Source organism: Glycomyces sp. NPDC048151, assembly GCF_043202775.1.
GTDB lineage: Bacteria > Actinomycetota > Actinomycetes > Mycobacteriales > Micromonosporaceae > Glycomyces.
Genome location: NZ_JBIDBB010000006.1, coordinates 54,545 through 76,438, shown reverse-complemented (window position 1 = coordinate 76,438; position 21,894 = coordinate 54,545). Strand labels below are relative to the sequence as shown.

General features: G+C 71.2%; 19 protein-coding genes. 9 read left to right on the top strand and 10 right to left on the bottom strand.

All coding sequences use genetic code 11. The annotated features are described in order from the left end of the window. Positions 1 to 186: 186 nt before the first annotated feature. The 3 genes from ACGGCP_RS15455 to ACGGCP_RS15445 all read left to right on the top strand — a co-directional run bounded on the left by ACGGCP_RS15455 (position 187) and on the right by ACGGCP_RS15445 (position 4,226). Positions 187 to 960, top strand: coding sequence for an MIP/aquaporin family protein (locus ACGGCP_RS15455; protein ID WP_392966517.1), 774 nt, complete (start codon positions 187 to 189; stop codon positions 958 to 960). A gap of 67 nt (positions 961 to 1,027) precedes the next feature. Next, complete coding sequence (gene glpK, locus ACGGCP_RS15450; RefSeq protein ID WP_392966514.1) at positions 1,028 to 2,557, top strand: glycerol kinase GlpK; 1,530 nt, start codon at positions 1,028 to 1,030, stop codon at positions 2,555 to 2,557. Positions 2,558 to 2,606: 49 nt separating this feature from the next. Then, complete coding sequence (locus ACGGCP_RS15445) at positions 2,607 to 4,226, top strand: FAD-dependent oxidoreductase (RefSeq protein WP_392966512.1); 1,620 nt, start codon at positions 2,607 to 2,609, stop codon at positions 4,224 to 4,226. Positions 4,227 to 4,419: 193 nt separating this feature from the next. On the opposite strand, the gene ACGGCP_RS15440 is transcribed toward ACGGCP_RS15445, so the two are convergent. Further along, positions 4,420 to 4,965 (bottom strand): ArsR/SmtB family transcription factor, encoded by a 546-nt coding sequence (locus tag ACGGCP_RS15440; RefSeq protein ID WP_392966509.1) that lies wholly within the window; start codon positions 4,963 to 4,965, stop codon positions 4,420 to 4,422. A gap of 61 nt (positions 4,966 to 5,026) precedes the next feature. Between ACGGCP_RS15440 and ACGGCP_RS15435 the strand changes: the two genes are divergently transcribed. Then, the gene (locus ACGGCP_RS15435) at positions 5,027 to 6,325 is read left to right on the top strand and encodes an MFS transporter (protein ID WP_392966506.1); all 1,299 of its coding nucleotides are present in this window, start codon (positions 5,027 to 5,029) and stop codon (positions 6,323 to 6,325) included. On the opposite strand, the gene ACGGCP_RS15430 is transcribed toward ACGGCP_RS15435, so the two are convergent. Together ACGGCP_RS15430 and ACGGCP_RS15425 are read right to left on the bottom strand one after the other, a co-directional pair. Then, positions 6,322 to 6,807 carry an RDD family protein gene (locus ACGGCP_RS15430; protein ID WP_392966503.1) on the bottom strand — a complete coding sequence of 162 codons (486 nt, stop codon included), beginning with the start codon at positions 6,805 to 6,807 and terminating at the stop codon, positions 6,322 to 6,324. The genes ACGGCP_RS15435 and ACGGCP_RS15430 overlap by 4 nt on opposite strands. Positions 6,808 to 6,839: 32 nt before the next feature. Next, complete coding sequence (locus ACGGCP_RS15425; RefSeq protein WP_392966500.1) at positions 6,840 to 7,358, bottom strand: GNAT family N-acetyltransferase; 519 nt, start codon at positions 7,356 to 7,358, stop codon at positions 6,840 to 6,842. A gap of 149 nt (positions 7,359 to 7,507) precedes the next feature. Between ACGGCP_RS15425 and ACGGCP_RS15420 the strand changes: the two genes are divergently transcribed. After that, a complete protein-coding gene (locus ACGGCP_RS15420; RefSeq protein WP_392966498.1) occupies positions 7,508 to 8,377 on the top strand; it encodes a sigma-70 family RNA polymerase sigma factor in 870 nt (289 codons plus the stop codon). Between the two features lie 183 nt (positions 8,378 to 8,560). Here the strand turns inward: ACGGCP_RS15420 and ACGGCP_RS15415 are convergent, their stop codons facing one another. From ACGGCP_RS15415 to ACGGCP_RS15400, 4 genes are all read right to left on the bottom strand, one after another. Continuing rightward, positions 8,561 to 10,693: a beta-galactosidase gene (locus ACGGCP_RS15415; protein WP_392966495.1), complete on the bottom strand. Its 2,133-nt coding sequence runs from the start codon at positions 10,691 to 10,693 to the stop codon at positions 8,561 to 8,563. Between the two features lie 137 nt (positions 10,694 to 10,830). Continuing rightward, positions 10,831 to 12,204 (bottom strand): FAD-dependent oxidoreductase, encoded by a 1,374-nt coding sequence (locus ACGGCP_RS15410; RefSeq protein ID WP_392966493.1) that lies wholly within the window; start codon positions 12,202 to 12,204, stop codon positions 10,831 to 10,833. Next, positions 12,201 to 12,458, bottom strand: a complete 258-nt coding sequence (locus tag ACGGCP_RS15405; RefSeq protein WP_392966490.1) for a (2Fe-2S)-binding protein — start codon at positions 12,456 to 12,458, stop codon at positions 12,201 to 12,203. Before ACGGCP_RS15405 ends, ACGGCP_RS15410 begins: the two co-directional genes overlap by 4 nt. Continuing rightward, complete coding sequence (locus ACGGCP_RS15400; RefSeq protein WP_392967265.1) at positions 12,455 to 13,636, bottom strand: NAD(P)/FAD-dependent oxidoreductase; 1,182 nt, start codon at positions 13,634 to 13,636, stop codon at positions 12,455 to 12,457. Before ACGGCP_RS15400 ends, ACGGCP_RS15405 begins: the two co-directional genes overlap by 4 nt. A gap of 365 nt (positions 13,637 to 14,001) precedes the next feature. Between ACGGCP_RS15400 and ACGGCP_RS15395 the strand changes: the two genes are divergently transcribed. Then, complete coding sequence (locus tag ACGGCP_RS15395) at positions 14,002 to 14,463, top strand: hypothetical protein (RefSeq protein WP_392966488.1); 462 nt, start codon at positions 14,002 to 14,004, stop codon at positions 14,461 to 14,463. A 2-nt stretch (positions 14,464 to 14,465) separates the two neighbouring features. On the opposite strand, the gene ACGGCP_RS15390 is transcribed toward ACGGCP_RS15395, so the two are convergent. Beyond that, positions 14,466 to 15,209, bottom strand: a complete 744-nt coding sequence (locus tag ACGGCP_RS15390) for a GNAT family N-acetyltransferase (RefSeq protein WP_392966485.1) — start codon at positions 15,207 to 15,209, stop codon at positions 14,466 to 14,468. A 7-nt stretch (positions 15,210 to 15,216) separates the two neighbouring features. Continuing rightward, positions 15,217 to 17,121, bottom strand: a complete 1,905-nt coding sequence (locus tag ACGGCP_RS15385) for a GTP-binding protein (protein ID WP_392966482.1) — start codon at positions 17,119 to 17,121, stop codon at positions 15,217 to 15,219. 180 nt (positions 17,122 to 17,301) lie between these two features. Here ACGGCP_RS15385 and ACGGCP_RS15380 point away from each other — a divergent pair, with 180 nt between their 5' ends. From ACGGCP_RS15380 to ACGGCP_RS15370, 3 genes are all read left to right on the top strand, one after another. After that, the gene (locus ACGGCP_RS15380) at positions 17,302 to 18,486 is read left to right on the top strand and encodes a serpin family protein (protein WP_392966479.1); all 1,185 of its coding nucleotides are present in this window, start codon (positions 17,302 to 17,304) and stop codon (positions 18,484 to 18,486) included. Positions 18,487 to 18,592: 106 nt separating this feature from the next. Then, positions 18,593 to 19,096, top strand: coding sequence for a hypothetical protein (locus ACGGCP_RS15375; RefSeq protein ID WP_392966476.1), 504 nt, complete (start codon positions 18,593 to 18,595; stop codon positions 19,094 to 19,096). Positions 19,097 to 19,120: 24 nt separating this feature from the next. Beyond that, positions 19,121 to 20,317, top strand: a complete 1,197-nt coding sequence (locus ACGGCP_RS15370) for a serpin family protein (protein ID WP_392966473.1) — start codon at positions 19,121 to 19,123, stop codon at positions 20,315 to 20,317. Positions 20,318 to 21,237: 920 nt separating this feature from the next. On the opposite strand, the gene ACGGCP_RS15365 is transcribed toward ACGGCP_RS15370, so the two are convergent. Beyond that, the gene (locus ACGGCP_RS15365) at positions 21,238 to 21,873 is read right to left on the bottom strand and encodes a hypothetical protein (protein WP_392966470.1); all 636 of its coding nucleotides are present in this window, start codon (positions 21,871 to 21,873) and stop codon (positions 21,238 to 21,240) included. Between the last annotated feature and the right edge of the window lie 21 nt (positions 21,874 to 21,894).

Sequence of the window (21,894 nt, the reverse complement as noted above, 5' to 3'; positions counted from 1 at the left end):
GGAGGTGTGACGGCGATCACATAAGACTTGACGCGCCGGTAATGAAGGAGAACACTTTCGTACATCGGTCGGCATTGTCGAACGCCTAACGGCTTCGGTGTTCGCTGGGCCTTCCGTGTCGAACAAGCCCTTCCAACGAGGTCGACGCCCCCGGTGACGGCCTCGGACGCAGACAAAGGAGTCGGTGTGTCCAACTCAGACATCATCCTCGGCGAGGTCCTCGGCACCGCGGTGCTCATCCTCCTCGGCGCGGGCGTGTGCGCCGCCGTCACGCTCAAGAAGTCCAAGGCCCAGAACGCGGGCTGGCTCGCCATCGCCTTCGGGTGGGGCTTCGCGGTGCTCACCGCCGCCTACATCTCCGCCCCCATCTCGGGCGCCCACCTCAACCCGGCTGTCACCCTCGGCCTCGCCGTCCAGGGCAACGTCCCGTGGGACCAGGTCCCGGTCTACATCGTCTCCCAGATCGCCGGCGCGCTCCTCGGCGCCGTCCTCGCCTGGGCCGCCTACTACGGCCAGTTCGGCGCCCACATGACCGACCTCGCCCACCAGCAGGACGCCGTCGAAGGCGCCAAGGACGCCAAGGCCGGACCGGTCCTCGGCATCTTCTCCACCGGCCCCGAGGTCCGCAACAGCGCCCAGAACCTCGTCACCGAGATCATCGCGACCTTCGTGCTCGTCTTCGCGATCCTCACCCAGGGCCTCAACGACGCGGGCAACGGCCTCGGCACCCTCGGCGTCCTCATCACCTCGCTCGTCGTCGTCAGCATCGGCCTCTCCCTCGGCGGCCCCACCGGGTACGCCATCAACCCGGCCCGCGACCTCGGCCCCCGCATCGCCCACGCGATCCTGCCCATCAAGCACAAGGGCCGCTCCGACTGGGGCTACGCCTGGATCCCCGTCGCGGGCCCCGTCGTCGGCGGCGTCCTCGCCGGTCTCCTCTACAACGTTGCCCTCGGGTAGCGATGAGGACACAATCGACGTATTCCCCGCCGACTCCCACCACGACAACGACGTTCTGGAGCGAACCATGACCGACACGCACACCGGCCCGTTCATCGCGGCCATCGACCAGGGCACCACCTCTTCGCGGTGCATCATCTTCGACAAGGACGGCCGCATCGTCGCCGTCGACCAGAAAGAGCACGAGCAGATCTTCCCCAAGCCCGGCTGGGTCGAGCACGACGCCGCCGAGATCTGGAAGAACGTGCAGGACGTCGTGGCCGGGGCCATGGTCAAGGCCGGCGCCTCCCGCGAGGACATCCTCTCGATCGGCATCACCAACCAGCGCGAGACCACCATGCTGTGGGACAAGCGCACCGGCAAGCCCGTCCACAACGCCATCGTCTGGCAGGACACCCGCACCGACGTCCTCTGCAAGAAGCTCGGCGGCGACGCCGGGCAGGACCGCTGGCGCCGCGAGACCGGCCTGCCCCTCGCCGCCTACTTCGCCGGACCCAAGATCGCCTGGCTCCTCGACAACGTCGCCGGGCTCCGCGAACGCGCCGAGAACGGCGAACTCCTGTTCGGCACCATGGACTCCTGGGTCATCTGGAACCTCACCGGCGGCGTCAACGGCGGCGTCCACGTCACCGACGTCACCAACGCCTCCCGCACCCTCCTCATGAACCTCGAGGACCTCAGCTGGAACGAGGAGATCGCCGCCGAGATGGGCGTGCCCATGCAGGTGCTCCCCGAGATCCGCTCCTCCTCCGAGGTCTACGGCACCGTCACCGGCGGCCCCCTCGGCGGACTCCTCGCGGGCGTCCCCGTCGCCTCCGCCCTCGGCGACCAGCAGGCCGCCCTCTTCGGACAGACCTGCTTCAGCACCGGCGAAGCCAAGTCCACCTACGGCACCGGCACGTTCATGCTCATGAACACCGGCGAGAAGCTCATCCACTCCGAGTCCGGGCTCCTCACCACCGTCGGCTACCGCATCGGCGACCAGGACCCGGTCTACGCCCTCGAAGGCTCGATCGCCGTCACCGGCTCGCTCGTCCAGTGGATGCGCGACCAGATGGGCCTCATCAAGACCGCCGCCGAGATCGAGACCCTCGCGATGTCGGTGGAGGACAACGGCGGCGCCTACTTCGTCCCCGCGTTCTCCGGGCTCTTCGCCCCCTACTGGCGCTCCGACGCGCGCGGCGTCATCGCCGGGCTCACCCGGTACGTCACCAAGGCCCACATCGCCCGCGCCGTCCTCGAGGCCACCGCCTGGCAGACCCGCGAGATCACCGACGCCATGACCAAGGACTCCGGCGTCGAGCTCTCCGCGCTCAAGGTCGACGGCGGCATGACCTCGAACAACCTCCTCATGCAGTTCCTCGCGGACGTGCTCGACGCCCCCGTCGTGCGCCCCATGGTCGCCGAGACCACCTGCCTCGGCGCCGCCTACGCCGCAGGCCTCGCGGTCGGCTTCTGGGAGAACGTCGAGGACCTGCGCGCCAACTGGCGGCGCGCCGCCGAATGGACCCCCGACATGGACCCCGAGGTCCGCGACCGGGAATACAAGAACTGGCTCAAGGCCGTCGAGCGGACCATGGGCTGGATCGATGACTAGACGCATCGATCGCTAGCAGGACAGACGAGTAGGTAGAGGGAGCAGAGCGATGACCACCTTGCAGCACGTCTCCGGCCCGGAGGCGAACCCGACCGGCGCCGTGCGCTTCACAGCGAACGTCGGCCGGGCCGAAGCACGCGAGCAGCTGGGGAACGCCACGTTCGACCTGCTCGTCATCGGCGGCGGCATCCTGGGCATCTCCACTGCCTGGCACGCCGCCCAGTCGGGGCTGCGGGTGGCTCTGGTGGACGCCGGCGACTTCGCCGGCGCCACCTCCTCCGCCTCCTCCAAGCTCCTCCACGGCGGCCTGCGCTACCTCCAGACCGGCGCGGTCAAACTCGTGGCGGAGAACCACTTCGAGCGCCGCGCCGTCACCCGCCAGGTGGCGCCGCACCTCTCCCGCCCGCTCAAGTTCTACCTGCCCGTCTACAAGGGAGGACCGCACGGCGCGGCCAAGCTCGGCGCCGGCGTCTTCGCCTACTCCGCGCTCTCCGGCTTCGGCGACGGCGTCGGCCACCTGCTCAGCCCCGCCAAGGCCCGCGCGGCCGTCCCGGAGCTGCGCGTCAAGGACCTCAAAGCCGTCGCCGTCTACGGCGACAGCCAGATGAACGACTCCCGCATGGCCCTCATGACCACCCGCGCGGCGGTCGAATCGGGCGCGAGCGTCCTCAACTACGCCGAGGTCACCGGACTGCGCTTCACCGACGGCCGCGTCACCGGCGCCGACCTGCGCGACAGGGTCGACGGCACCGAGTTCGGCGTGAACGCCCACGTCGTCCTCAACGCCACCGGCCCGTGGGTCGACCACCTGCGCCGCATGGAGAACCCGGCCGCCGACCCGTCGATCCGGCTCTCCAAAGGCACCCACCTGGTGCTCAAGCGCACCGCCGACTGGGGCGCGGCGCTGGCCACCCCCGTGGACAAGTACCGCATCACGTTCGCGCTGCCGTGGGAGGACATGCTCCTGCTCGGCACCACTGACGAGGTCTACGAGGGCGACCCGGGCCAGGTCTCGCCGACGAAGGCCGACTTCAAGCAGATCCTCGACGAGGCGAGCATCTCGGTGCGGTCGCCGCAGCTCAAGCCCGAGCTCATCACGTACGCGTTCGCCGGTCTCCGGGTCCTGCCCGGCGGGCCGGGCGCGACCGCGAAGGCCAAACGGGAGACCGTGGTGACCGAGGGCCGGGGCGGGATGTTCTCGGTGGCGGGCGGCAAGTGGACCACGTTCCGCCACATCGGACGGACCGTGATGAAGAAGCTCGCGGCCCTGCCCGGCTACTCGCTCGGCTCGGAGATGGAGCCGATGGCGAACCTGCCGCACCGCCTGCCGCTGCCGGGCATCGCCAACCCGCACGCGGTCGAGCACCGCCTCCTCTCCGACGGCGGCGCGCCGCTGCCGAACCTCGGCGAGGACACCGCGAAGCACCTTGCGACGCACTACGGTTCGCTCGCGTTCGACATCGCCCGCCTGGCGGGGGAGCACCCGGAGCTCGCCGAGCGCGTCCACCCGGACGCGCCGGAGATCATGGCCCAGGTCGTCTACGCCCGCGACGTCGAGTGGGCCCAGACCGCCGACGACGTCCTGCGCCGCCGCACCACCCTGATGATCCGCGGCCTCGACACCCCCGAGGTGCGGGCCAAGGTCCAGGGGCTCATGGACCGCAGGTAGCCGCCGGGGAACCGGCGCACAACCGCTTTTGATCCGAGGGAGCGGCGGGGCCGCGACACGAATGCAATTCGCGTCGCGGCCCCGCCTTCATGCCTGCGGCCCTTGTCCATCGGCCGTGTCACACGCGAGTGCGATGATGGAAATGGGGGGTCCCCGGGTGTCCGATTTGAAGGCTAGAGCCGGGAAAAGACTGTTATTCCCGCCCCGCGTCCGGGTGGATCGCCGTGAACAGCGAGTACGGCTTCGCGTCCGGCCCCGGCTCGATCGCGGCCAGCTCGTCGAACAGCACCTTGAACTTCCGGCTGACCTCCTGGTACTGCGACTCGTCGAGCCGCAGGCCGAGCCGTCCGATGTTCACCTTCGACGGGTCGCCCATCTGCGCGACCTCGGTGCGGAACGCGTCCATCATCGCCGTCGACAGCTCGGACCAGTGCTCCTCGCCGAGCCGCAGCGCCCACGACTTCCGCGTCGCGAGGTACGGAATCTCCCGCGACCCGCGCGCGCCGACCCGCTCCTCCTGCGGCTCGAGGAATCCCGTGTCGACGAGCTTGCGCACGTGGTGCAGCACCGTGGCCGGGTTCGCGTCGAGCCGCTGCGCGATCTCCTTGTTCGTCAGCGCCTGGTCGAGGCACAGCCGCAGGATGCGCAGCCGCACGGCCGACGCCACCGCCTTCGCCTCCGCCTCGGAGGCCAGCGGCCGGTCGTCCTTGAATCCCTCTGACTTGCGCTGCTCTGCCACGGCTTCATCCTAGCGGCCGGAGTGATTGACAAAACCCAATTGATTGGGAATACTCAATCGCATGATCTCCCTCGGTTCCGGCCCCGTCGCGCCCGAAAAGCGCCAAGAGCGCCTCGGCCTCCTCCGCGAGCACGACTTCCGCGGCCTCTTCCTCTCCACCACGGTCGCCCAGTTCGGCTACCAGATCACCTCCCTCGCGCTGCCGCTCGCGGCGGTCATCGCGCTCGACGCGGGCGAGTTCGAGGTCGGCGTGCTCTCCTCGATGACGATGGCCGCGTTCCTGCTCATCGGCCTGCCCGCGGGCGCGTGGATCGACCGCATGCGCCGCCGCCGCGTCCTCATCGTGAGCGACGTCGTGCGCGCCGCGGTGCTCCTCACCGTCCCGCTCGCCTGGTGGGCCGACGTGCTCACCATCTGGCAGCTCTACGCGGTCGCGTTCACCATCGGGGTCTTCACCGTCTTCTTCGACGTCTCGTACCAGAGCTATCTGCCGCATCTCGTCGGCCGCGACAAGCTCGTGGAAGGCAACGCGAAGCTCGAGGTCGTGCGCTCGACCGCGCAGCTCGGCGGCCCGGTGCTCGCCGGGCAGCTCATCGGCTGGCTCACCGCGCCGGTCGCCCTCGCGTTCGACGCGGTCGCGATGGGCGCCTCCGCCCTGTTCCTCGTCGGCATCCGCCGCCGCGAGGCGAAACCCGAAGTGGCCCATGACTCCCGGATCCTCCCGGAGATCAAGGAAGGCCTGGCGTTCGTCTTCCGCAACCGCATCCTGGCGTCCATCGTGGCCGCGACCAGCTGGTGGAACCTATGGATGGGCGCGTACATGGCGATGGTCGTGGTCTTCCTGCCCCGCGACATGGGCATGACGCCCGGCGAGATCGGCCTGCTCTTCGCGGTCTTCGGCGTCGGCGGCCTCGTCGGCGCGTTCGTCACCAGGCCGGTCACCGCCTGGCTCGGCGAGGGCCGCGCCATCTGGATCTCGACCCTCGTCACCTCGCCGGGCCTGCTGCTCCTCCCGGCCGCCGAACCGGGGTGGCGGGTCTGGATCGCGGCGGCCGGGATGGGCCTGGTCGGCGTCGGCTCGGTCGTCTACAACGTCAACCAGGTCAGCTTCCGCCAGCGCCTCACCCCGGACCGCCTGCTGGGCCGCATGAACGCCACGGTCCGCTTCCTCGCGTGGGGCCTCAGCGCGGTGGGCGCGCTGCTCGGCGGCGTCCTCGGCGAGCTGGTCGGGGCGCGGACCACGCTCTGGGTCGGGGCGGTCGGGGTCTGCCTGGCGTTCCTGCCGGTCTTCTTCTCGCCCTTGCGGAACCTGCGCGAACTCCCCAAGCCGGAGCCGGAGCCCGAGCCGGTCGCGGCTTAAGGGGTCCTCGCGGGCAGTCCGTCGACGCCGCTGCCCGCGGGGAGGCCGCGCGTGCGCGCGACGTCGATGCTGGTGCGCACGAACGACCCGTCCACGGTGCCGCCGACGAAGACCGCGATGATGAGCAGCGGCAGGAGGACGGTGCGGACGACCATCGCCCACGGGCCCTTCGCGCCGATCCGCCCGCCGTCACGCACGCGGACCAGCCGGGTGCCCGTGGCGAGCGCGCCGAGCGCGCGGCCGTTCGTGTAGCACAGGCCGTACAGCAGCGGCACGGCGAAGAGCAGGACGAGCATCCCGACGGCGATCGCGCCGCCGCCGATCTGCAGCGCGTTGTCGGCCGCGGCCAGGGCGCCGGTGCCCACAAGGAGTCCGAACAGGACGATGACGGCGTCGATCAGCCACGCGAAGAAGCGCGCCCAGCCTCCGGCCTCGACGTACCGCGTGCCGTTCCCGAAGGCCTTGACTCTGTCCGTTGCCATGCGGGCCACCATAGCCGCGCCTGTCGAGCGGATCAGTTCTGGGCGTCGAACCCGGGGGAGTAGGTGTAGCGCCCGCGCAGGGTGTCGCGCCAGTTGGCGAGCCTGCGGAGCTGGAACGCGGGCTCCCATTCGGGTTCCTGCGGCTCGATCCCGTACCGCGCGGCGGGCTCGAACCCGAAGCGGCCGTAGTAGCCCGGGTCGCCCAGGAGCATAATGACCGGTTCGTCGCGGGCGTCGGCGGCGGCGATCGACGCGTGCATGAGGGCCGAGCCGATGCCCTTGCCCTGGAGGGCCGGGTCGACGCCGATCGGGCCGAGCCCGAGGATGCGTTCGTCGCCGAGGCGGCCGTACGAGCACACGGCGTGCCCGACGGGTACGCCGTCGACCTCGGCCACGAGCGACAGCTCCGGCACCCAGTCCTCGCTGCCGCGCAGCGCGTCGACGATCGCGGCCTCGGTGCCCGAGGAGTAGACGAGGCCCTTGAAGGCGGCGTCGTGGATGGCGTGGATGAGGGGCGCGTCGCCCTCGGTCTCGCGTCTGATCAGCGTCATCGGGCGAGTATCACAGCCGACATGAACGCCCGCAACGTATTTGCGTATCTGGCCGGTACGGAATACGACCGGCGTCGCTCCGACTGCCCTGTCACGTTTGCGGCCCGGGCCGGGTCAGTAGGGTTGAGCCGCTCTGAGCGGAGGTTGGGATGAGTGGAGATCTGGGTTTCGAGGAGCACCGCGAGCACCTGCGCGCGGTGGCATTCCGGATGCTCGGCAGCTCAAGCGAGGCCGACGACGCGGTCCAGGAGACGTGGATGCGCTTCGCCCGCACCGACACCGGCGACGTGGAGAACCTGCGCGGCTGGCTGACGACCGTGGTCTCGCGGGTCTGTCTGAACCTGCTGCGCTCGCGCCGCACCCGCCGCGAGGACGCCCTCGACGCCGAGGTCCCGCTGGCCGCGGCGCCCGGCGCGGGCGGCGACCCGGAGTCAGACGCGGTGAGGGCCGACGCGGTCGGCCAGGCGCTGGAGGTGGTGATCGACGCGCTCGGCCCGGCCGAGCGCGTGGCGTTCGTGCTGCACGACCTGTTCGGCGTGCCTTTCGACCGGATCGCTCTGGTCCTGGACCGCTCGACCGAGGCGACGCGGCAGCTCGCGAGCCGCGCCCGCAGGCGGGTGCGGGAGGGCCGCGCCAGGGCCGAGGCGGATCGGGACGCGCGGCAGCGCCGGTCGGTGGTCGACGCGTTCTTGGCCGCCGCCCGCGAGGGCCGCTTCGAGGACCTGCTGGCCGTGCTCGACCCGGACATCGTCGTGGTCGCCGACGAGGACGCGGTCGCGACCGGTTTCTCCGGCCGCGAGGTCATCGGCGCTTCCGCTGTGGCCGCGATCTTCAACGGCCAGGCCAAGGACGCGGTCGCCGTGCTCGTGGACGGCCTCGCGGGCGCGATGTGGGCCCCGGGCGGCACGCCGCGCTCGGTTTTGGCGTTCGCGGTGGTCGACGGCAGGGTGGCGAGCATCGAGATCATGAACGACCCGAAGGCGATCGCCGCCCTCGAACTCGCACCGGTCCACGACTGACCGGTGCGGCGACCCCCGCCCGTCGACGGCCGACCCCGGCGTTTCCGGGCAGGGCTGACTCCGTCGGCGCCCGGGAAGAAGTGCCCTTATGCAACGATCGCAGGGCGATCGGCCGCTCAGGCCGTTATCCACAGGCGGAAGTCGGTGGCCTCGCTCACTCGGGGCGCGGCCACCGACCGGCCGCTACTGCTCGATGAGGACCTTCACGTCCCACGGGCCGAGGCGAAGCGCCGCGCCCGCCTCATAGGCGGTGCCGTCGATCGCGTCGGCGACCGCGGCGGGCAGCGGGTAGTCGACCTCGTTCCACGACCAGTTGTGCACGAACCGGACCGTGCGGCCCTCCTTGGTGGTGCCGCTGGTCGCGGTCAGGCTCGCGTGCTCGGGCCGCCACGCGTCGGCGGGAGCGACCCACTCGAACAGCGCCTTCCCGAACGCCGAGTTCGGGATCGTGCCCACATACGTGACCCGGCCCGCGCCGTGCGCCTTCGTCGTCGCCGCGGCGAACCGGCCGAAGTGCGGGTGCACGTACTCGGCCAGCGCCTGCGCCCCTTCGCCACCCGGCGCGTCCTCCGTGTAGAGCCCGTCGGCCCACTTCACCCCGGCCGCGCCATCGGGCAGCGTCAGCGGCGAGCCGTCGGCGGGCCGCACCGCGAGGTCGCCCTTGAGGTTCGCGAACTCCTCGTACCAGGCCCCGGCGGCCTCGGCGAGCCGCGCGGGCTGCACCTCCCGGCGCGCCCGTGTCTCCTCGTCGGCGTACCCGGTGCGCGGGCCGACCACGAGGTGCCCGCCCGCCGCCGCGTACGCGGTGAGCCAGTCGAGCAGGCCGTCGTCCTCGGCGTAGAGCCCGGCGGCCACGAGCACCGGGTACTCGGACGCAGCCTCCTCGGGGGCTCCGAGCTGTCCGGTGTGGATGATGCGGGTCTGCAGCCCGGCGTCGAACGCGGCCCGGTAGAACGGCCCCTGGATCGCCTCGAACGAGCGGTGCTCGGGGCCGCCGTCGTCGTTCTGGAGCTGCGGATCCGCCGCCAGCGCCCACTCACTCCGCTTGGAGTGCAGAACCGCGACGTCCGCGCCCGGCACCAGTCCCTCGAGGGCCGCACCGGTCTTGCGCAGCTCCTTGCCGATCTGCGCGAGCTCGCGGTAGGTCCGCCCGGGGCGGCCGCTGTGGGGGAGGACCCCGCCCCAGTACGTCTCGGTGCCGAAGTGGAGGGTCTGCCACTGCCAGTACTCGATCATGGCCGCGCCGCGCGAGATGAGCGCCCACGCGCACTGCCGCCACTGCCCGTCGTAGGCCGGCTCGTTCCACCACGACATGCCGATGGCCTGCGCGTTGGTCTCGGTGACCAGGTACGGGGCCTGCTTCGAGGAGTACATGCGGTCGGCGGAGTGGTAGAGCGCCCACGCGCCCTTGGTGTTCCAGTCGATCGCGTCGCCGCCGTCGGCGGCGGGCATCTCGAGGCCGTCCTGCATCGCGTAGTACGGGTTCCCGGCGGTCACGTCGAGGCCCGCCGTCAGCGACGGGTCGTCGATCCCGGGGCGCGAGTAGGAGATGCACGTGGTCACGAACTGGTCCTCGCGCGCGTACTCGCGGGCGAGGTCGGCCTGCCAGCCGATGAACTCGGTGGTCAGGTCGGCCTGGAACTTGCGCCACGCGAGCGTGTACTGCGGCTGCGCGTTCCCGTCGGGCCGCCACAGGTCGGCCCAGGTGGTGAGGCGGTGGGACCAGTAGACGAGGCCCCATTCGCGGTTGAGGGTCTCGACGTCGCCGTACTGGTGCCGGAGGCGGTCGACGAACTGCTGGAAGACGCCCTCGTTGTGGTAGATCCGCAGGCCGGGCTCGTTGTCGACCTGGAAGCCGATGACGGACGGGTGGTCGGCGTAGCGCGCCATGATCTTGCGGATGACCCGCTCGGCGTGGAACTTGAACGCGGCGTGGGTGTAGTCGACCTCCTGGCGTCCGCCCCAGTCGAGGCGCTGGCCGGTGCGGTGCTCGCCGGCGATCTCGGGGTAGAGGCGCACGAGCCACGGCGGGACGGCGTAGGTCGGGGTGCCGAGGATGACGGCGATGCCGCGTTCGTGGGCGCCGTCGAGGACCGGCTGGAGCCAGTCGAGTTCGAACCGTCCGTTCTCGGGTTCCCAAGTGCTCCAGACGGACTCGCCGACGCGGATGACCGAGAACCCGGCTTCGACCATGAGGTCGAGGTCGTTCTTGAGTCTCGCGCGGGCTTCTTCGGTGTCGAATCCCGACACGACGTCCGGCTGGTACTCGTAGTAGTACGCGGCCCCGAACAGGATCGGGTTCGGCCAGTTGCTCATCTGCGGCTCCTTATGACTACGTAGTCAGACGTACCGTACGCAACCCCGGGAACCTCTGTCAACCCCGGTCCGGCGACCCCCGCAAACGCGAAAGGCCGCCCGCGAGACCTCGCGGACGGCCCTTGCAGCGCCTTCGATCAGTATTCGACGCCCAACGCCCGGCCCGGCTCCTCGGCGTCGATCGGCGACTCGACCGTCGCCTCCTCCGCCAGCTCGGACAGCCGGATCGGGGCCGCGATCGGCCGCTTCGCGAAGCCGGTCGGGTCCACGTCCGCCAGTTCGGCCACGTTCCGGCCGCACACCCGGCCCTGGCACAGCCCCAGTCCGGCCCCGCTCACGAGCTTGAGCGGGCGCACCGCGCCCACGTCCCGCTCGTCGACGGCCCGGTAGAGCATCCGCCTTGTGACCTCCTCGCACCGGCACACGACCGTGTCGTCGCGCAGCCACCCCTGCCAGCCCGGCCGCACCGGGTACGCCGCGTCGAGCGCCGCCGCGAACCGCCGACCCGATCGCACGCGCGCCATCGCCCGCAGCGGCGGCTCGACCGCCGCGCCCACGAACTTCGCCGCCGCCGCGCCCGCGACCTCGCCCTCGGACGCCGCCAGGTCCGCCCCGCCGATGCCCGTCAGCTCCCCGGCCGCGAACACCCCCGGAGCCGAAGTCCCTTGCGCCGCATCGACAACGACGAACCCGTCCTCGACCCGGCACCGCGCCGACAGCGCCAGTTCCAGCTGCGGCGTGAACCCGAACCCGACCGCGACCGCGTCCGCCTCGATCCGCCGCTGCGAACCCGGCACCGGGTTCCACAGCGCGTCCAGCCTCGCCACGGTCACCGACTCCACGCACTCCATCCCGTGCGCCTCGACCACCGCCGCCCGCGACCGGTACGGCACCCGGTGCCGCGCCAGCACGCCCGCGTACCGCGCCAGCTCGCTCGACTTCCTCCAGCCCGCGAGCGCCCCCGTCGGGTTCCCGAGCCACCCGGTCACCGCCGCGTTCGCCTCCGCGACCTCCACGACCCGCGCGCCCGCGCCGATCAGCGAATCCGCCACCGGCAGCAGGAACGGCCCGGTCCCGCTCACCACGACCCGGTCGCCGATCGCCACGCCCTGGCCCTTCGCGATCGCCTGCGCCGCACCGGCGGTGAACACCCCCGGCAGGTCCCAGCCCGGGAACGGCAGCGCCCGGTCGTACGCGCCGGTCGCCAGCACCAGCGCCCGCGCCTCGAGCGTCCGGCCCCGCCGGTCCGGCCCGTCGGCCGGGCCGATCCGCAGGTGCACGCGGTGCCCGCCGTCGACCTTCTCGATCGCCCACACGGCCGCCTCCGCGACGTGCTCGACGTTCCGCGGCAGCGCGAACTTCTCCTCTGACGTGAGCGCGTCCTGCCGGTGGTACTGCCCGCCGAGCTTCGCGCCCGCGTCGAGCAGGACCACCTCGACCCCGTGCAGCGCAGCCGCCTTCGCGGCCGCCAGACCCGCCGGACCCGCGCCGATCACCACGATGCGCCTCATGACGGCAGCTCCGCCCCGACCTGCGTGCGGATGTCGTCGCCGTCGGCGACCACCCGCTGGCAGGCCCGCACATCAGGCACCCCGTTCACGACCACCAGGCAGTCGAAGCACACGCCGATCCCGCAGAACACGCCCCGCGGACGCCCTCCGCCCCGCGTGGTCCGCCACGAGCGGACGCCCTTCGCCAGCAGCACCCCCGCGACAGTCTGGCCCTCCTGGACCTCGACCTCTTCGCCGTCGAACCGCACCCTCACGTCCGCACCTCCGCGATCACCGCAGGCCTGTCCACTGTGAACCTCGTTGGATCGACCTCGGGCTCCCGCCCGCACATCAGATCCGCCAGCAGCCGCCCCGTCGCCGGAGCCAGCCCGATCCCCGCGCCCTCGTGCCCGGACGCGTGCCACAAGCCCCGGAACCGCGGATCCTCGCCGATCACCGGCAGATGGTCGGGCGTGTACGGCCGGAAACCGCCGTACGTCCGCATCACCGGCACGCCCGCCAGCACCGGGAACAGCTTTACCGCGCTGCGCGCCAACCGCCGCAGCACCTCCACCTGCAGCGACTCGTCGAACCCGACGCGCTGGCGGCTCGACCCGATGAGCACCGTGCCCGTCGCGGTCGACTCGACCACCGACGACACCTGCAGGTCCACGTCCGAACTCGCCACGGCCGCAACATAATCGGCCGCATAGACCTTCCTGCTCACGACCTGGGGGAGCGGCGCGGTCACCAGCACCATGCCCCGGCGCGGCAGCACCTCGATCGGCGCGCCCGCCGCGACGCTGAAATGCCCGGCCCACGGCCCGCACGCGTTCACGACGGCGCCGCACGACACGGTCCCCTCGCCCACGCGCACCCCGGCGACCTTGCCCGTCCGGTCGAACACCAGGCCGTGCGCCTCGGCCCCGCCGCGCACCTCGCCGCCGCGCGCCCGCACGGCCGCGAGCATCGCGGTCGCGGCGAGCACCGGCTGCAGCTGCGCGTCCCCGGGGTAGTGCACGGCTCCGGCGACCCGCTCGGTCAGGTACGGCTCCATCGCCCGCGCCTCGGCGGGGGCCACGTCCACCGCCTCCACCCCGACCGCGCGCTGCGCCTCGGCCAGGATCGCGAGCGGCCCCACGGCGTCCTCGTCGGTGGCGACCACCAACCCGCCCTTGGGCTCCCACTCGACGCGCGCGGCCTCCTCGCCGAGCTCGGCCCGCAGCGACTCGATCAGCTCGGGCCACAGCCGCCGCGACGCGACGGCCAGGTCCAGTTCCGGACCGGGCGCCTTGTCCGACAAGAGCACGTTCCCCTCGCCCCCGGCCGTGGTCCCCCCTGCGGGAGCGCCCCGGTCGACCACGAGGACCCGCAGGCCGGAAGCGCTCAGCGCCTCCGCACACGCGGCGCCGATGATCCCGGCCCCGATAACGACGACGTCAGCGGTCTCGATGCGACTCACCTGCCTCTCAGCACACGCACGATCAGAGAGTATGCCCGCACCCGGCCCCGTGTACACGGTGGTCCGGATGCCGGTCCGAACCTCCCGCATGGTGAAAACCCGGCGACCGGCCGCACCCGCGCGAACTACGCTGTCCGGCACCGACTCCGAAGGACCGGTGCCCATGGAACCCCTGCTCGAAGGCCCCGTCCTCCAAGGCGACCGCGCGAGGACGGCCGCCTGCGCGACTCCGCCGTCTTCTCGATCACCCGCGACGAATGGCCCGACGTCGAAGCGGCCCTTGAGAAGCGCCTCGCCCGAATCCGCGAGCGAGACTCGTGAATCCAGAGTGGCGGGATGCGGCTAGTCTTGCGCACATGCGATCGAATGACGGCCCTCCTGACCTCGACGGCGGCTCGGGCCCGCGCTGGCCCTCACGTCTGGGCCTGGCCCTCGGGATCACGGCGCTGCAGACCCTCGCGGCCGTCGCGGCGTTCGTGCTCTTCCTGATCCCGGCCTCGAACGCCACCTCGGAAGGCCCCGACGACTGGGCAGGGTTCGAGTACATCGTCTACGGCGTCTACGCCGCCCCCGTGGTCGGCGCGATCGTCGGCATGCTGGTCGCCGCCCGGATGCGCATGCCGCTCTTCGCCCTCTACGCCCTGCCGATCCTGCTCGGGACGGCCGCGCTGATCGCGCCGTTCCTCCGCAGCGTCGACTACCAGTACCCCGGTCTGCCGGTGTTCGTCGGCGGCAACCTCCTCATCGCCCTCGCAACGGTCCGCCTCCCGCGCCGCCCCAAACCGCTCCGCACCGGCTTCAGCGGCACCCCCGTCTGACCTCACGGGTGCCGCACGAACTCGTACGTGCCGCCGATGATCGTCCCTCCCGCCCTTTCCAGCAGCGCCTTCGAGAACGGGTTCGCCGCGTCGCACTCGGTCGCCACCGTCCGGTGCCCGCGTTCCCGCAGGACCCGGAACGCCCGCCCCAGCAGTGCCGCAGCGACCCCGCGCCCCCGGCACGGGCGCGCGGCGGCGACCAGGCCGAGCCGTGGGCCCGACTCCGTCATCCAGACCCGCACGATCCCCGCGAAGCACTCGCCCTCCGGATCCCACGCCACCGGATACACCGCGGGGTCGTACCCCGAAGCGTGCTCGTCCGCCCAGAACCCGGTGTCGGACCGCCAGCCCCGCAATCCAGGGATGTCGGCACGGATCTCGTCGTCGAAGCGCCGCACCGCATCCATGCCGAACGTCTCGGGCGAGCCGACGCGGAACCCGGCGAGCGCCGCGTCGTCCCAGCCCGCCGCCTCCGCCACGGGCAGCGTCCAGTCGTGCTCGTAGCGTTCGCCCACGAACCCGGCCGCCCCGAGCTGCCGCTGCATGCGCTGCTCTGCCGTGTCGGCCAGCGTGTGCACCGGCCGATCCGCACCGATCACCCCGCACAGCGCCGCGATCAGGTCCGCCTCGACCGGGTCGAACCACGCGAACCGCTTGCCGTCCGGACGGTCCCACACATGCGCGGTCCCGACCCGTCCCGACCCTTCCCAGGCCTCCCAGCGTTCGGCCATCTGCCTGATCTCCACAGCGCTCCTATCCGCGCCTCGGCGGCGTGCCGTAGACCGGCCGGTACTCGGCGAACTCGGTCGTGAAGAGCGCCAGGCCCTCCGTGATCCCGGGCAGGCGCCGCTCGACGCCGTGCACGGCCTCGGTCGGCATGAACCCCGAGACGTACCCGGTCGTCTCGGTCGAGAACTGGCCCTTGATGTTCGACCGGGCCTCGCCGAGCGTCTTCAGCACCGCGTTCCCGGTCCCGGCCGGGAACTCCACGTGGAAGCTGTTCACCGGCTCGCAGACCTCGGTCCCGGCCTCCTTGAGCATCACGTCCAGCAGGAACGCCGTGACCGCCCGGAAGTCGTTCGCGGTGCTCGCCTTGCCGATGTACCCGGTCGCGGTCAGCAGCACCCGGCAGTCGGTCACCGCCCACCCGTACAGGCCCCGCTTCAGGACCTTGTGGACGGTCTCCTCCACGGCGTTCCGCAGCGCCCGCGTCAGCGAGCCCCGCTCGACCGCCAGCCCGTAGTGCAGCCCCGAACCGGGCTCGCCCGGCTCGATCCGCAGCCCCACCGTCGCGAGGTGCGGCGTCTGCTGCCACGGGCCCATCTCGTGCAGCGCCTCCGCGGTCCGGAGCGGCCGCTCGATGTGGATCGCCCGGGTCTCCTCGAACTCGACGGCGATGCCGAACTCCTCGTCCAGGAGCGAGGCCACGACCTCCTTCTGCACCTCCCCGTAGAGGCGCACCGCCATCTCCTCGGACAGCTCGTCCAGGTGCGGGTCCACGAGCGGGTCCCGCTCGGCCAGGCTCAGCAGCGCCCGGTTCAGCGGGATCCGGTCCTTCGGGTCGGCCGGGCGCACCACCGTCTCCAGTGTCGGCGGCGTGAAGAACCCGCCGCTCGCCAGCGCCTCCTCCGACCCGATCGCGTCGCCGATGCGGACCTCGGTGAGGCCCTTGACCTTCGCGATGCTCCCAGGCTCGGCCACCGCCATGACGGTCTCGGTGCCCGTGGCGAACACCTCGACGCCGGTCACCTTGCCCTCGAACGATGCCACGGCCCCGTCGACCCGCCGGAACGTCGTCAGCTGCTCACGCGGCGCGATCCGCCCCTGGCGCAGCCGGACGTACGCGACCTTCTGGCCCGCCGCGCCGTGCTCGACCTTGAACACCGTCCCGACCGGCGCGCCCTCCGCATCCCGTCGCGGCACCGGCAGATACCGCCGGACGCCCTCGGTCAGGGCAGCCACGCCCGCGCCCGTGACGGCCGACCCGAAGAACACCGGGTGCGCCGTACCCGCCCTGACCTGCGCGGCGAGCTCCGCCTCGCAGTCGAGCGAGTCGGGATCGTCGAGGTACGCGGCGAGGAACTCGTCCGACCCGGCCGTGAGCATCTCGACGGCCCGCTCGGCGAACGCCGGGTCCGCGAACGCGAACGGCTCCACGGCGGCGTCCCCGCCGCCGATGCCCCGCACCGTGCCCATCGGCAGCAGCCGCGGGCTCAGCATCTCCGCCAGGTCGTCCAGCAGGTCTGCCTCACGGGCGCCGCGCCGGTCTACCTTGTTGACGAACAGGAGCGTCGGCACCCCGAGCCGCTCCAGCGTGCGGAACAGGACGCGCGTCTGCGCCTGCACGCCCTCCACGGCCGAGACCACGAGCACCGCGCCGTCGAGCACGCGCAGGGCCCGCTCCACCTCGGCGATGAAGTCGGTGTGTCCGGGGGTGTCGATGAGGTTGACGGTGAGGCCGTCCAGCTGGAACGCCACGACCGCCGACTGGATGGTGATCCCGCGCCGCCGCTCCAGGTCCATGGAGTCGGTCTGCGTACTGCCGGAGTCGACGCTGCCGACGCGGTCGATGATGCCCGCGTCGTAGAGCAGCCGCTCGGTCAGGCTGGTCTTACCGGCGTCGACATGGGCGAGAATCCCCAGGTTGAGATACGACAATGCAAGTCCTCGAAGTTGAGATCGTCTGGAACCGGATGAAGCACTCCGAGGTTTGGCGCATGGCGATCTCCTGCTACGGCGAGGACTGACACGTCTGAACCGACGATGAGCCCGAGGGTAGGACCGCCCAAGGGGACTCGCAAGCGAATTAGCGCGCACGCGGCCGCTAGCATCCGGGGCATGGAGCAGACCACCCTGCAAGACGCGCTCACCGCGGATGAGATCGCCGCCGCCAACGAACTCACCCGGCGCTGGCTCACTGGCCGCACCGAGATCCCCGCCGCCGCCTCAGGCCTCGGCATCTGGCCCCTCCTCGCCGTGCTCGCGACCGGCGCGGTCGAAGCCACCCTCGAAGAGCTCCTGGAAGCCGCCGGGCTCGACGCCGGCCAGGCCGCCGACGTCCCGGCCGCCCTCCTCGACGCCGTCCGCTCCGCGCCCGCCCTCAACCTCGCGCTCGCGGCCTGGTCCGGGCCCCGCGTCACCCTCGACCCCGACTGGGTCGCGGGCCTGCCCGTGGACGCCGTCGGCACGCTCACCGGCGACGCCGCCGTCGACAAGCCCCTCCTGGACGCCTGGGCCTCCCGCAACACCGGCGGCCTCATCGAGCGGATGCCGGTCAACCTCGACGAGCCGATCGAACTGCTCCTCGCCAGCGCCCTGTCGGTGCGCACCAGATGGCGCACCGCCTTCGACGAACGCGCGCCCTTCCGCAGCGGCCCTTGGAAAGACCGGGGCAAGGTCCTCACCGGCTCCTACGACTACGAGGTCCTGCGGGTCAAGCCCGACACCGCCGTGCTCACCGTGCAAGGCGGCGACGACATCGACGTCCTGCTCGCCCTCGGCCGCGAGGACGCGTCGCCACAGGACGTCATGTCGGCCCTCATCGATGCCGCCGCCGACCCGGACTGGGGCCGTCCCGCAGCCGACAGCAACGCCGACCTGAGCCTGATCGGCGTCACCTTCCTCAAGTACAAGGCGCCTGCCCCGCAGACCTCGCCCGAGACGAATGCGGTCGTGCCCGCCTTCAACCTCACCAGCGACCTCGACCTCATCGAGGACGCCGCCTCCCTCGGGCTCGAGCTCGCCTCCGATGACGAGTTCGCGCAGTTCGACCGCCTTGCCGCCCAACGCCTCTACGTCAGCCAGGCCAGGCAGTCCTGCACCGCGGTCTTCAGCGCCACCGGCTTCGAGGCCGCGGCCGTCACCGCCGTCGGCATGGACTGGATGGGCGCCGCCCCGCCGCAGCACCTCCACGAGCACCGCCGCGCCGTCGCCACCTTTGACCGCCCCTTCGCCTACCTCGCCCGCCACCGCCCCTCAGGCCTCATCATCATCGCGGGCTGGGTCACCGACCCGGGCGCATAACCCGCCGATCGCACTCCGGTCACAGTCGGTATCCGATCGGGCACGTGCGGATATCGATCGATCACCGACCGTGGCAACGGCTTCGGCAACAGGGTCCACTTGAGTCATGCGCGCACTCCTCCTCGCCCTCATCGCGGCCCTCGCACTGGCGTCGCTCTCCGGCTGCCAAGCAGCGCGAGTCGGGAGACTCGCCGTCGGCGTCAACGCCGAAGACGAGCCGGTTCTGGTGATGGCCTCCTGCTCGGGGTCCCCCTACGCCATCTCCGTCTGGCAGGCGGCCGAGCCGGACCCGGCGCTGCAGCACCAGACCGAGCTCCTGCGGCTGGAGAACGACGACCCCCGAATCGACGATCCCGCCGCCGTCTCCCTGTCGAATCCCGACGATCGCTGGACCGAAGTCGAGCGGAACGGCGACTTCGAGACAGGCATGTACTACGAGGCCATGGCCTGGCCCGACAACGACGAGAACCTCGGATTCGTGCGATTCGACCTCGCCCGCCTCAACGAGCTGGGCGAAGACGAAGTCCTCTACCAGGACTCGCAGCAGAACCACGTCGTCCCCGTCGCCGAGTTCATCGACCTCGCCCTCGACGAATGCGAGTCCCTCTAGCCGCCGGGCACTAGCATCCAGGGCATGGGCACCGAGACGACACTGCAGGACGCACTGGGCAGACGCGAGATCAACGCCGCCAATGAACTCACCCGGCGGTGGTTCGCCTCGCGGTCCTCGGTCCCGGCCGTCGCCTCCGGCCTCGGCGTCTGGCCGCTGCTCGCCGCGCTGGCGACAGGGGCCGTCGGCGAGACCCGCGACGAACTGCTCACCGCCGCAGGCATCGACGACAACCAGGCAGCCAAGATTCCGGCCGCACTGCTGCAAGCGGTCCGCGCGGCCCCGGCGATCAAACTCGCCCTAGCCGTCTGGGCCGGAGCCCGCGTCACCCTCGACCCCGAATGGGCCGCGGTCCTCCCGGTCGACGCGGTCGGCTCGCTCACGGGCGACCCCGCCGCCGACAAGGCGGACCTCGACGCCTGGGCCTCACGCAACACCGACGGCCTCATCGACCGGATGCCGCTCGACTTCAGCCAGCCGATCGACCTCGTCCTCGCCAGCGCCCTCTCCGTGCGGACCACCTGGAACACCCCCTTCCTCGACTCCAGCCGCGCCTTCCAGCAGGGGCCGTGGGCCGGCCTCGGACGCTGCCGCACACTCACTACCACCCTCAACGACGACCTACTCCGCCTTGGCGATGACGCCTCGGTCCTCACCGTCCCCGGTGACGGCGGCATCGATGTGCTTCTCGGCCTCGGTCGCGAAGACCTTGCGCCGCAAGGAACTATGAGCACGCTCATCGAAGCCGCCACTGACCCCGCCTGGGGCCGCTCATCCACCGAGCTCGCGGTGGGGGAGCGGGCCGTAGGCGTCGAAGTCACCGAGACCAGAGCCTCACGGCCCCAGACCGGCCCCGAGATCGACGTCCAGACCGTGCGCTTCAAGCTCGACAGCGACCTCGACCTCAGTGACGACGCCGAAGCGCTCGGCCTCCGCATCGCCTCCGATGAGGACCGCGCCCGCTTCGACCGACTTGCGGCCGAACCGGTCTACGTCAGCCAGGCCAAGCAATCAGCCACGGCAATATTCAGCGCCACCGGTTTCGAAGCCGCCGCTGTCACCGCAATGGCCATGACTCGCGCAGCCGCTTTCGCTAAGCCTCAGCACCGCCATCTACGGGCTTCGATTAGTTTTGACCGTCCTTTCGCTTATCTCGCTCGCCACCGCCCCTCCGGCCTGATCTTGATCGCCGGATGGGTCGATCGACCCGAACTCGCCTAGTGCTATGCGAGCACAATGCTGCCTTGGCGGTCGGGGTGATGGTGCCTCGCAAAACGGCGATGGGTTGACCAGGTCCTCAATTGCCTGACCGGCATCGCCCGTTCCTGCTTGGCGGCCTTGCTCGCTCGCCCGGGTTACAGGGCTCGCGGGTCTTGCTTGCTGTGCCTCGTTCTGGACACTGCCTCCGGTCGAGGTGATCCCGACCGGCGATCTCCCACCCAGCACGCCTCTCATTGAAAAGAGCCGTGGTCCGCTGCGGATCCCGATAGCACTCGGGGACTGAACTCGATGAGTTCGGAATCGGTACGGTTTGCGTTTCGGCCAGAGGCTTGGCGTAGTCTGCTTGCACCTACTCGACACCTGTACGTTTTCCGTATCCCTGTGCGTACCTCAATTGTCCCTCGAACAGCCCACACCTGTCATCACCCACAGGGGTACAGAACGCTCATGTTTGGTGCGAGAGTCCAAGCGCTGCAGGGAAAACAGCGACACCCGCCCACGCGGTCGGGAGTGTCGAGCGCCGGGCGGCACGGCGTCGCAAGGCCACGGCTCGCGAGGCGGGCGGCGGTCGGCGTGAGCTGTCCGGCCGCACGGCAAGGCTGCGCCGCAATCCGCACGGCAAGGCCGCGCGGCGGCCGTAGGGCATTGTGCCCGAGGCACGTCGATGCCGCGCAGAGCAAGCACCGCGTTCGGCCGCGTTGCGGCGGCAACGCCATACGCAACAAGAGCACTGGGGACCGTCGAGGCGACACCGCGCGAGGGCACGGGCACGGGGAAGCGTCGAGGCGACACCGCCACAAAGCCACAGGCGAACCGCCGCCATACTCTGCCTTTGTCGCTGACTGGGGTAACCGCAACCCCAACCGCTCCTGTCCACCGGAACCCGAACCGGCGCCACCGTGCCACCCGACCGGCAAGACCTAGCCTTCGTCGAGCGGAGCGGCGTGCCAGGTCCAGTCAGGGCCGCGTCGCTCGAACCCGTCGAGGTCGCCTCTTCCCGTGGCCCATAGCAGCGTCGGCCACGGGTCGGTGTCCACCGGTGCCTCTGGGAAGAGCCTGGCCAGCGCCGGGGCCACGAGGTCGGCGGGAGCCGCGAACTCGAGCCCGAGTCCCTGCGTCAGGTCGAAGGCGTGCGCGAGCGTCTCCACCACGCCCATCGCCGCGAAGCCCTCGGGGTCGGCCATGCCCCAGATGTGCCACGCCCGCGCCGTCGCCGGGCGCGAGTCGACTACGGCCGCGGCCAGACCTCCGGCGATGAGCAGGACCTCGATCGCCGCTTCCGGTCCGTCCGCCCGGTCCGTCATCAGCGGCCGCTCCCGGTCGCCGGGCCGGTGCCAGATGATGGTCGGCCGCCCCTGGTCGTACGGCACGGGCGGTGCGAGCTTCACCGCGTACGAGAAGACGCCGTTGTTCAAGTGCTCCAAGGCGTCCCAGCAGGAGCAGTCCATCGGCCCGGCCTGTGCGTCCCACGCCGCGGCGGGCGCAGGACGCAGCGCCTCCGCTGTAATTGCAACGGCCCGTTGGACATCGGCACCGGTGACAAGCGTTCTCGACATCTTCGGACGATAGCGTCCGCG

Excerpts from the sequence above, each read along its gene's own strand:
- glpK (WP_392966514.1), top strand. The coding sequence starts at position 1,028 with ATGACCGACACGCACACCGGCCCGTTCATCGCGGCCATCGACCAGGGC.
- ACGGCP_RS15445 (WP_392966512.1), top strand. The coding sequence starts at position 2,607 with ATGACCACCTTGCAGCACGTCTCCGGCCCGGAGGCGAACCCGACCGGC.
- ACGGCP_RS15435 (WP_392966506.1), top strand. The coding sequence starts at position 5,027 with ATGATCTCCCTCGGTTCCGGCCCCGTCGCGCCCGAAAAGCGCCAAGAG.
- ACGGCP_RS15430 (WP_392966503.1), bottom strand. The coding sequence starts at position 6,807 with ATGGCAACGGACAGAGTCAAGGCCTTCGGGAACGGCACGCGGTACGTC.
- ACGGCP_RS15425 (WP_392966500.1), bottom strand. The coding sequence starts at position 7,358 with ATGACGCTGATCAGACGCGAGACCGAGGGCGACGCGCCCCTCATCCAC.
- ACGGCP_RS15420 (WP_392966498.1), top strand. The coding sequence starts at position 7,508 with ATGAGTGGAGATCTGGGTTTCGAGGAGCACCGCGAGCACCTGCGCGCG.
- ACGGCP_RS15415 (WP_392966495.1), bottom strand. The coding sequence starts at position 10,693 with ATGAGCAACTGGCCGAACCCGATCCTGTTCGGGGCCGCGTACTACTAC.
- ACGGCP_RS15410 (WP_392966493.1), bottom strand. The coding sequence starts at position 12,204 with ATGAGGCGCATCGTGGTGATCGGCGCGGGTCCGGCGGGTCTGGCGGCC.
- ACGGCP_RS15395 (WP_392966488.1), top strand. The coding sequence starts at position 14,002 with ATGCGATCGAATGACGGCCCTCCTGACCTCGACGGCGGCTCGGGCCCG.
- ACGGCP_RS15380 (WP_392966479.1), top strand. The coding sequence starts at position 17,302 with ATGGAGCAGACCACCCTGCAAGACGCGCTCACCGCGGATGAGATCGCC.
- ACGGCP_RS15375 (WP_392966476.1), top strand. The coding sequence starts at position 18,593 with ATGCGCGCACTCCTCCTCGCCCTCATCGCGGCCCTCGCACTGGCGTCG.
- ACGGCP_RS15370 (WP_392966473.1), top strand. The coding sequence starts at position 19,121 with ATGGGCACCGAGACGACACTGCAGGACGCACTGGGCAGACGCGAGATC.
- ACGGCP_RS15365 (WP_392966470.1), bottom strand. The coding sequence starts at position 21,873 with ATGTCGAGAACGCTTGTCACCGGTGCCGATGTCCAACGGGCCGTTGCA.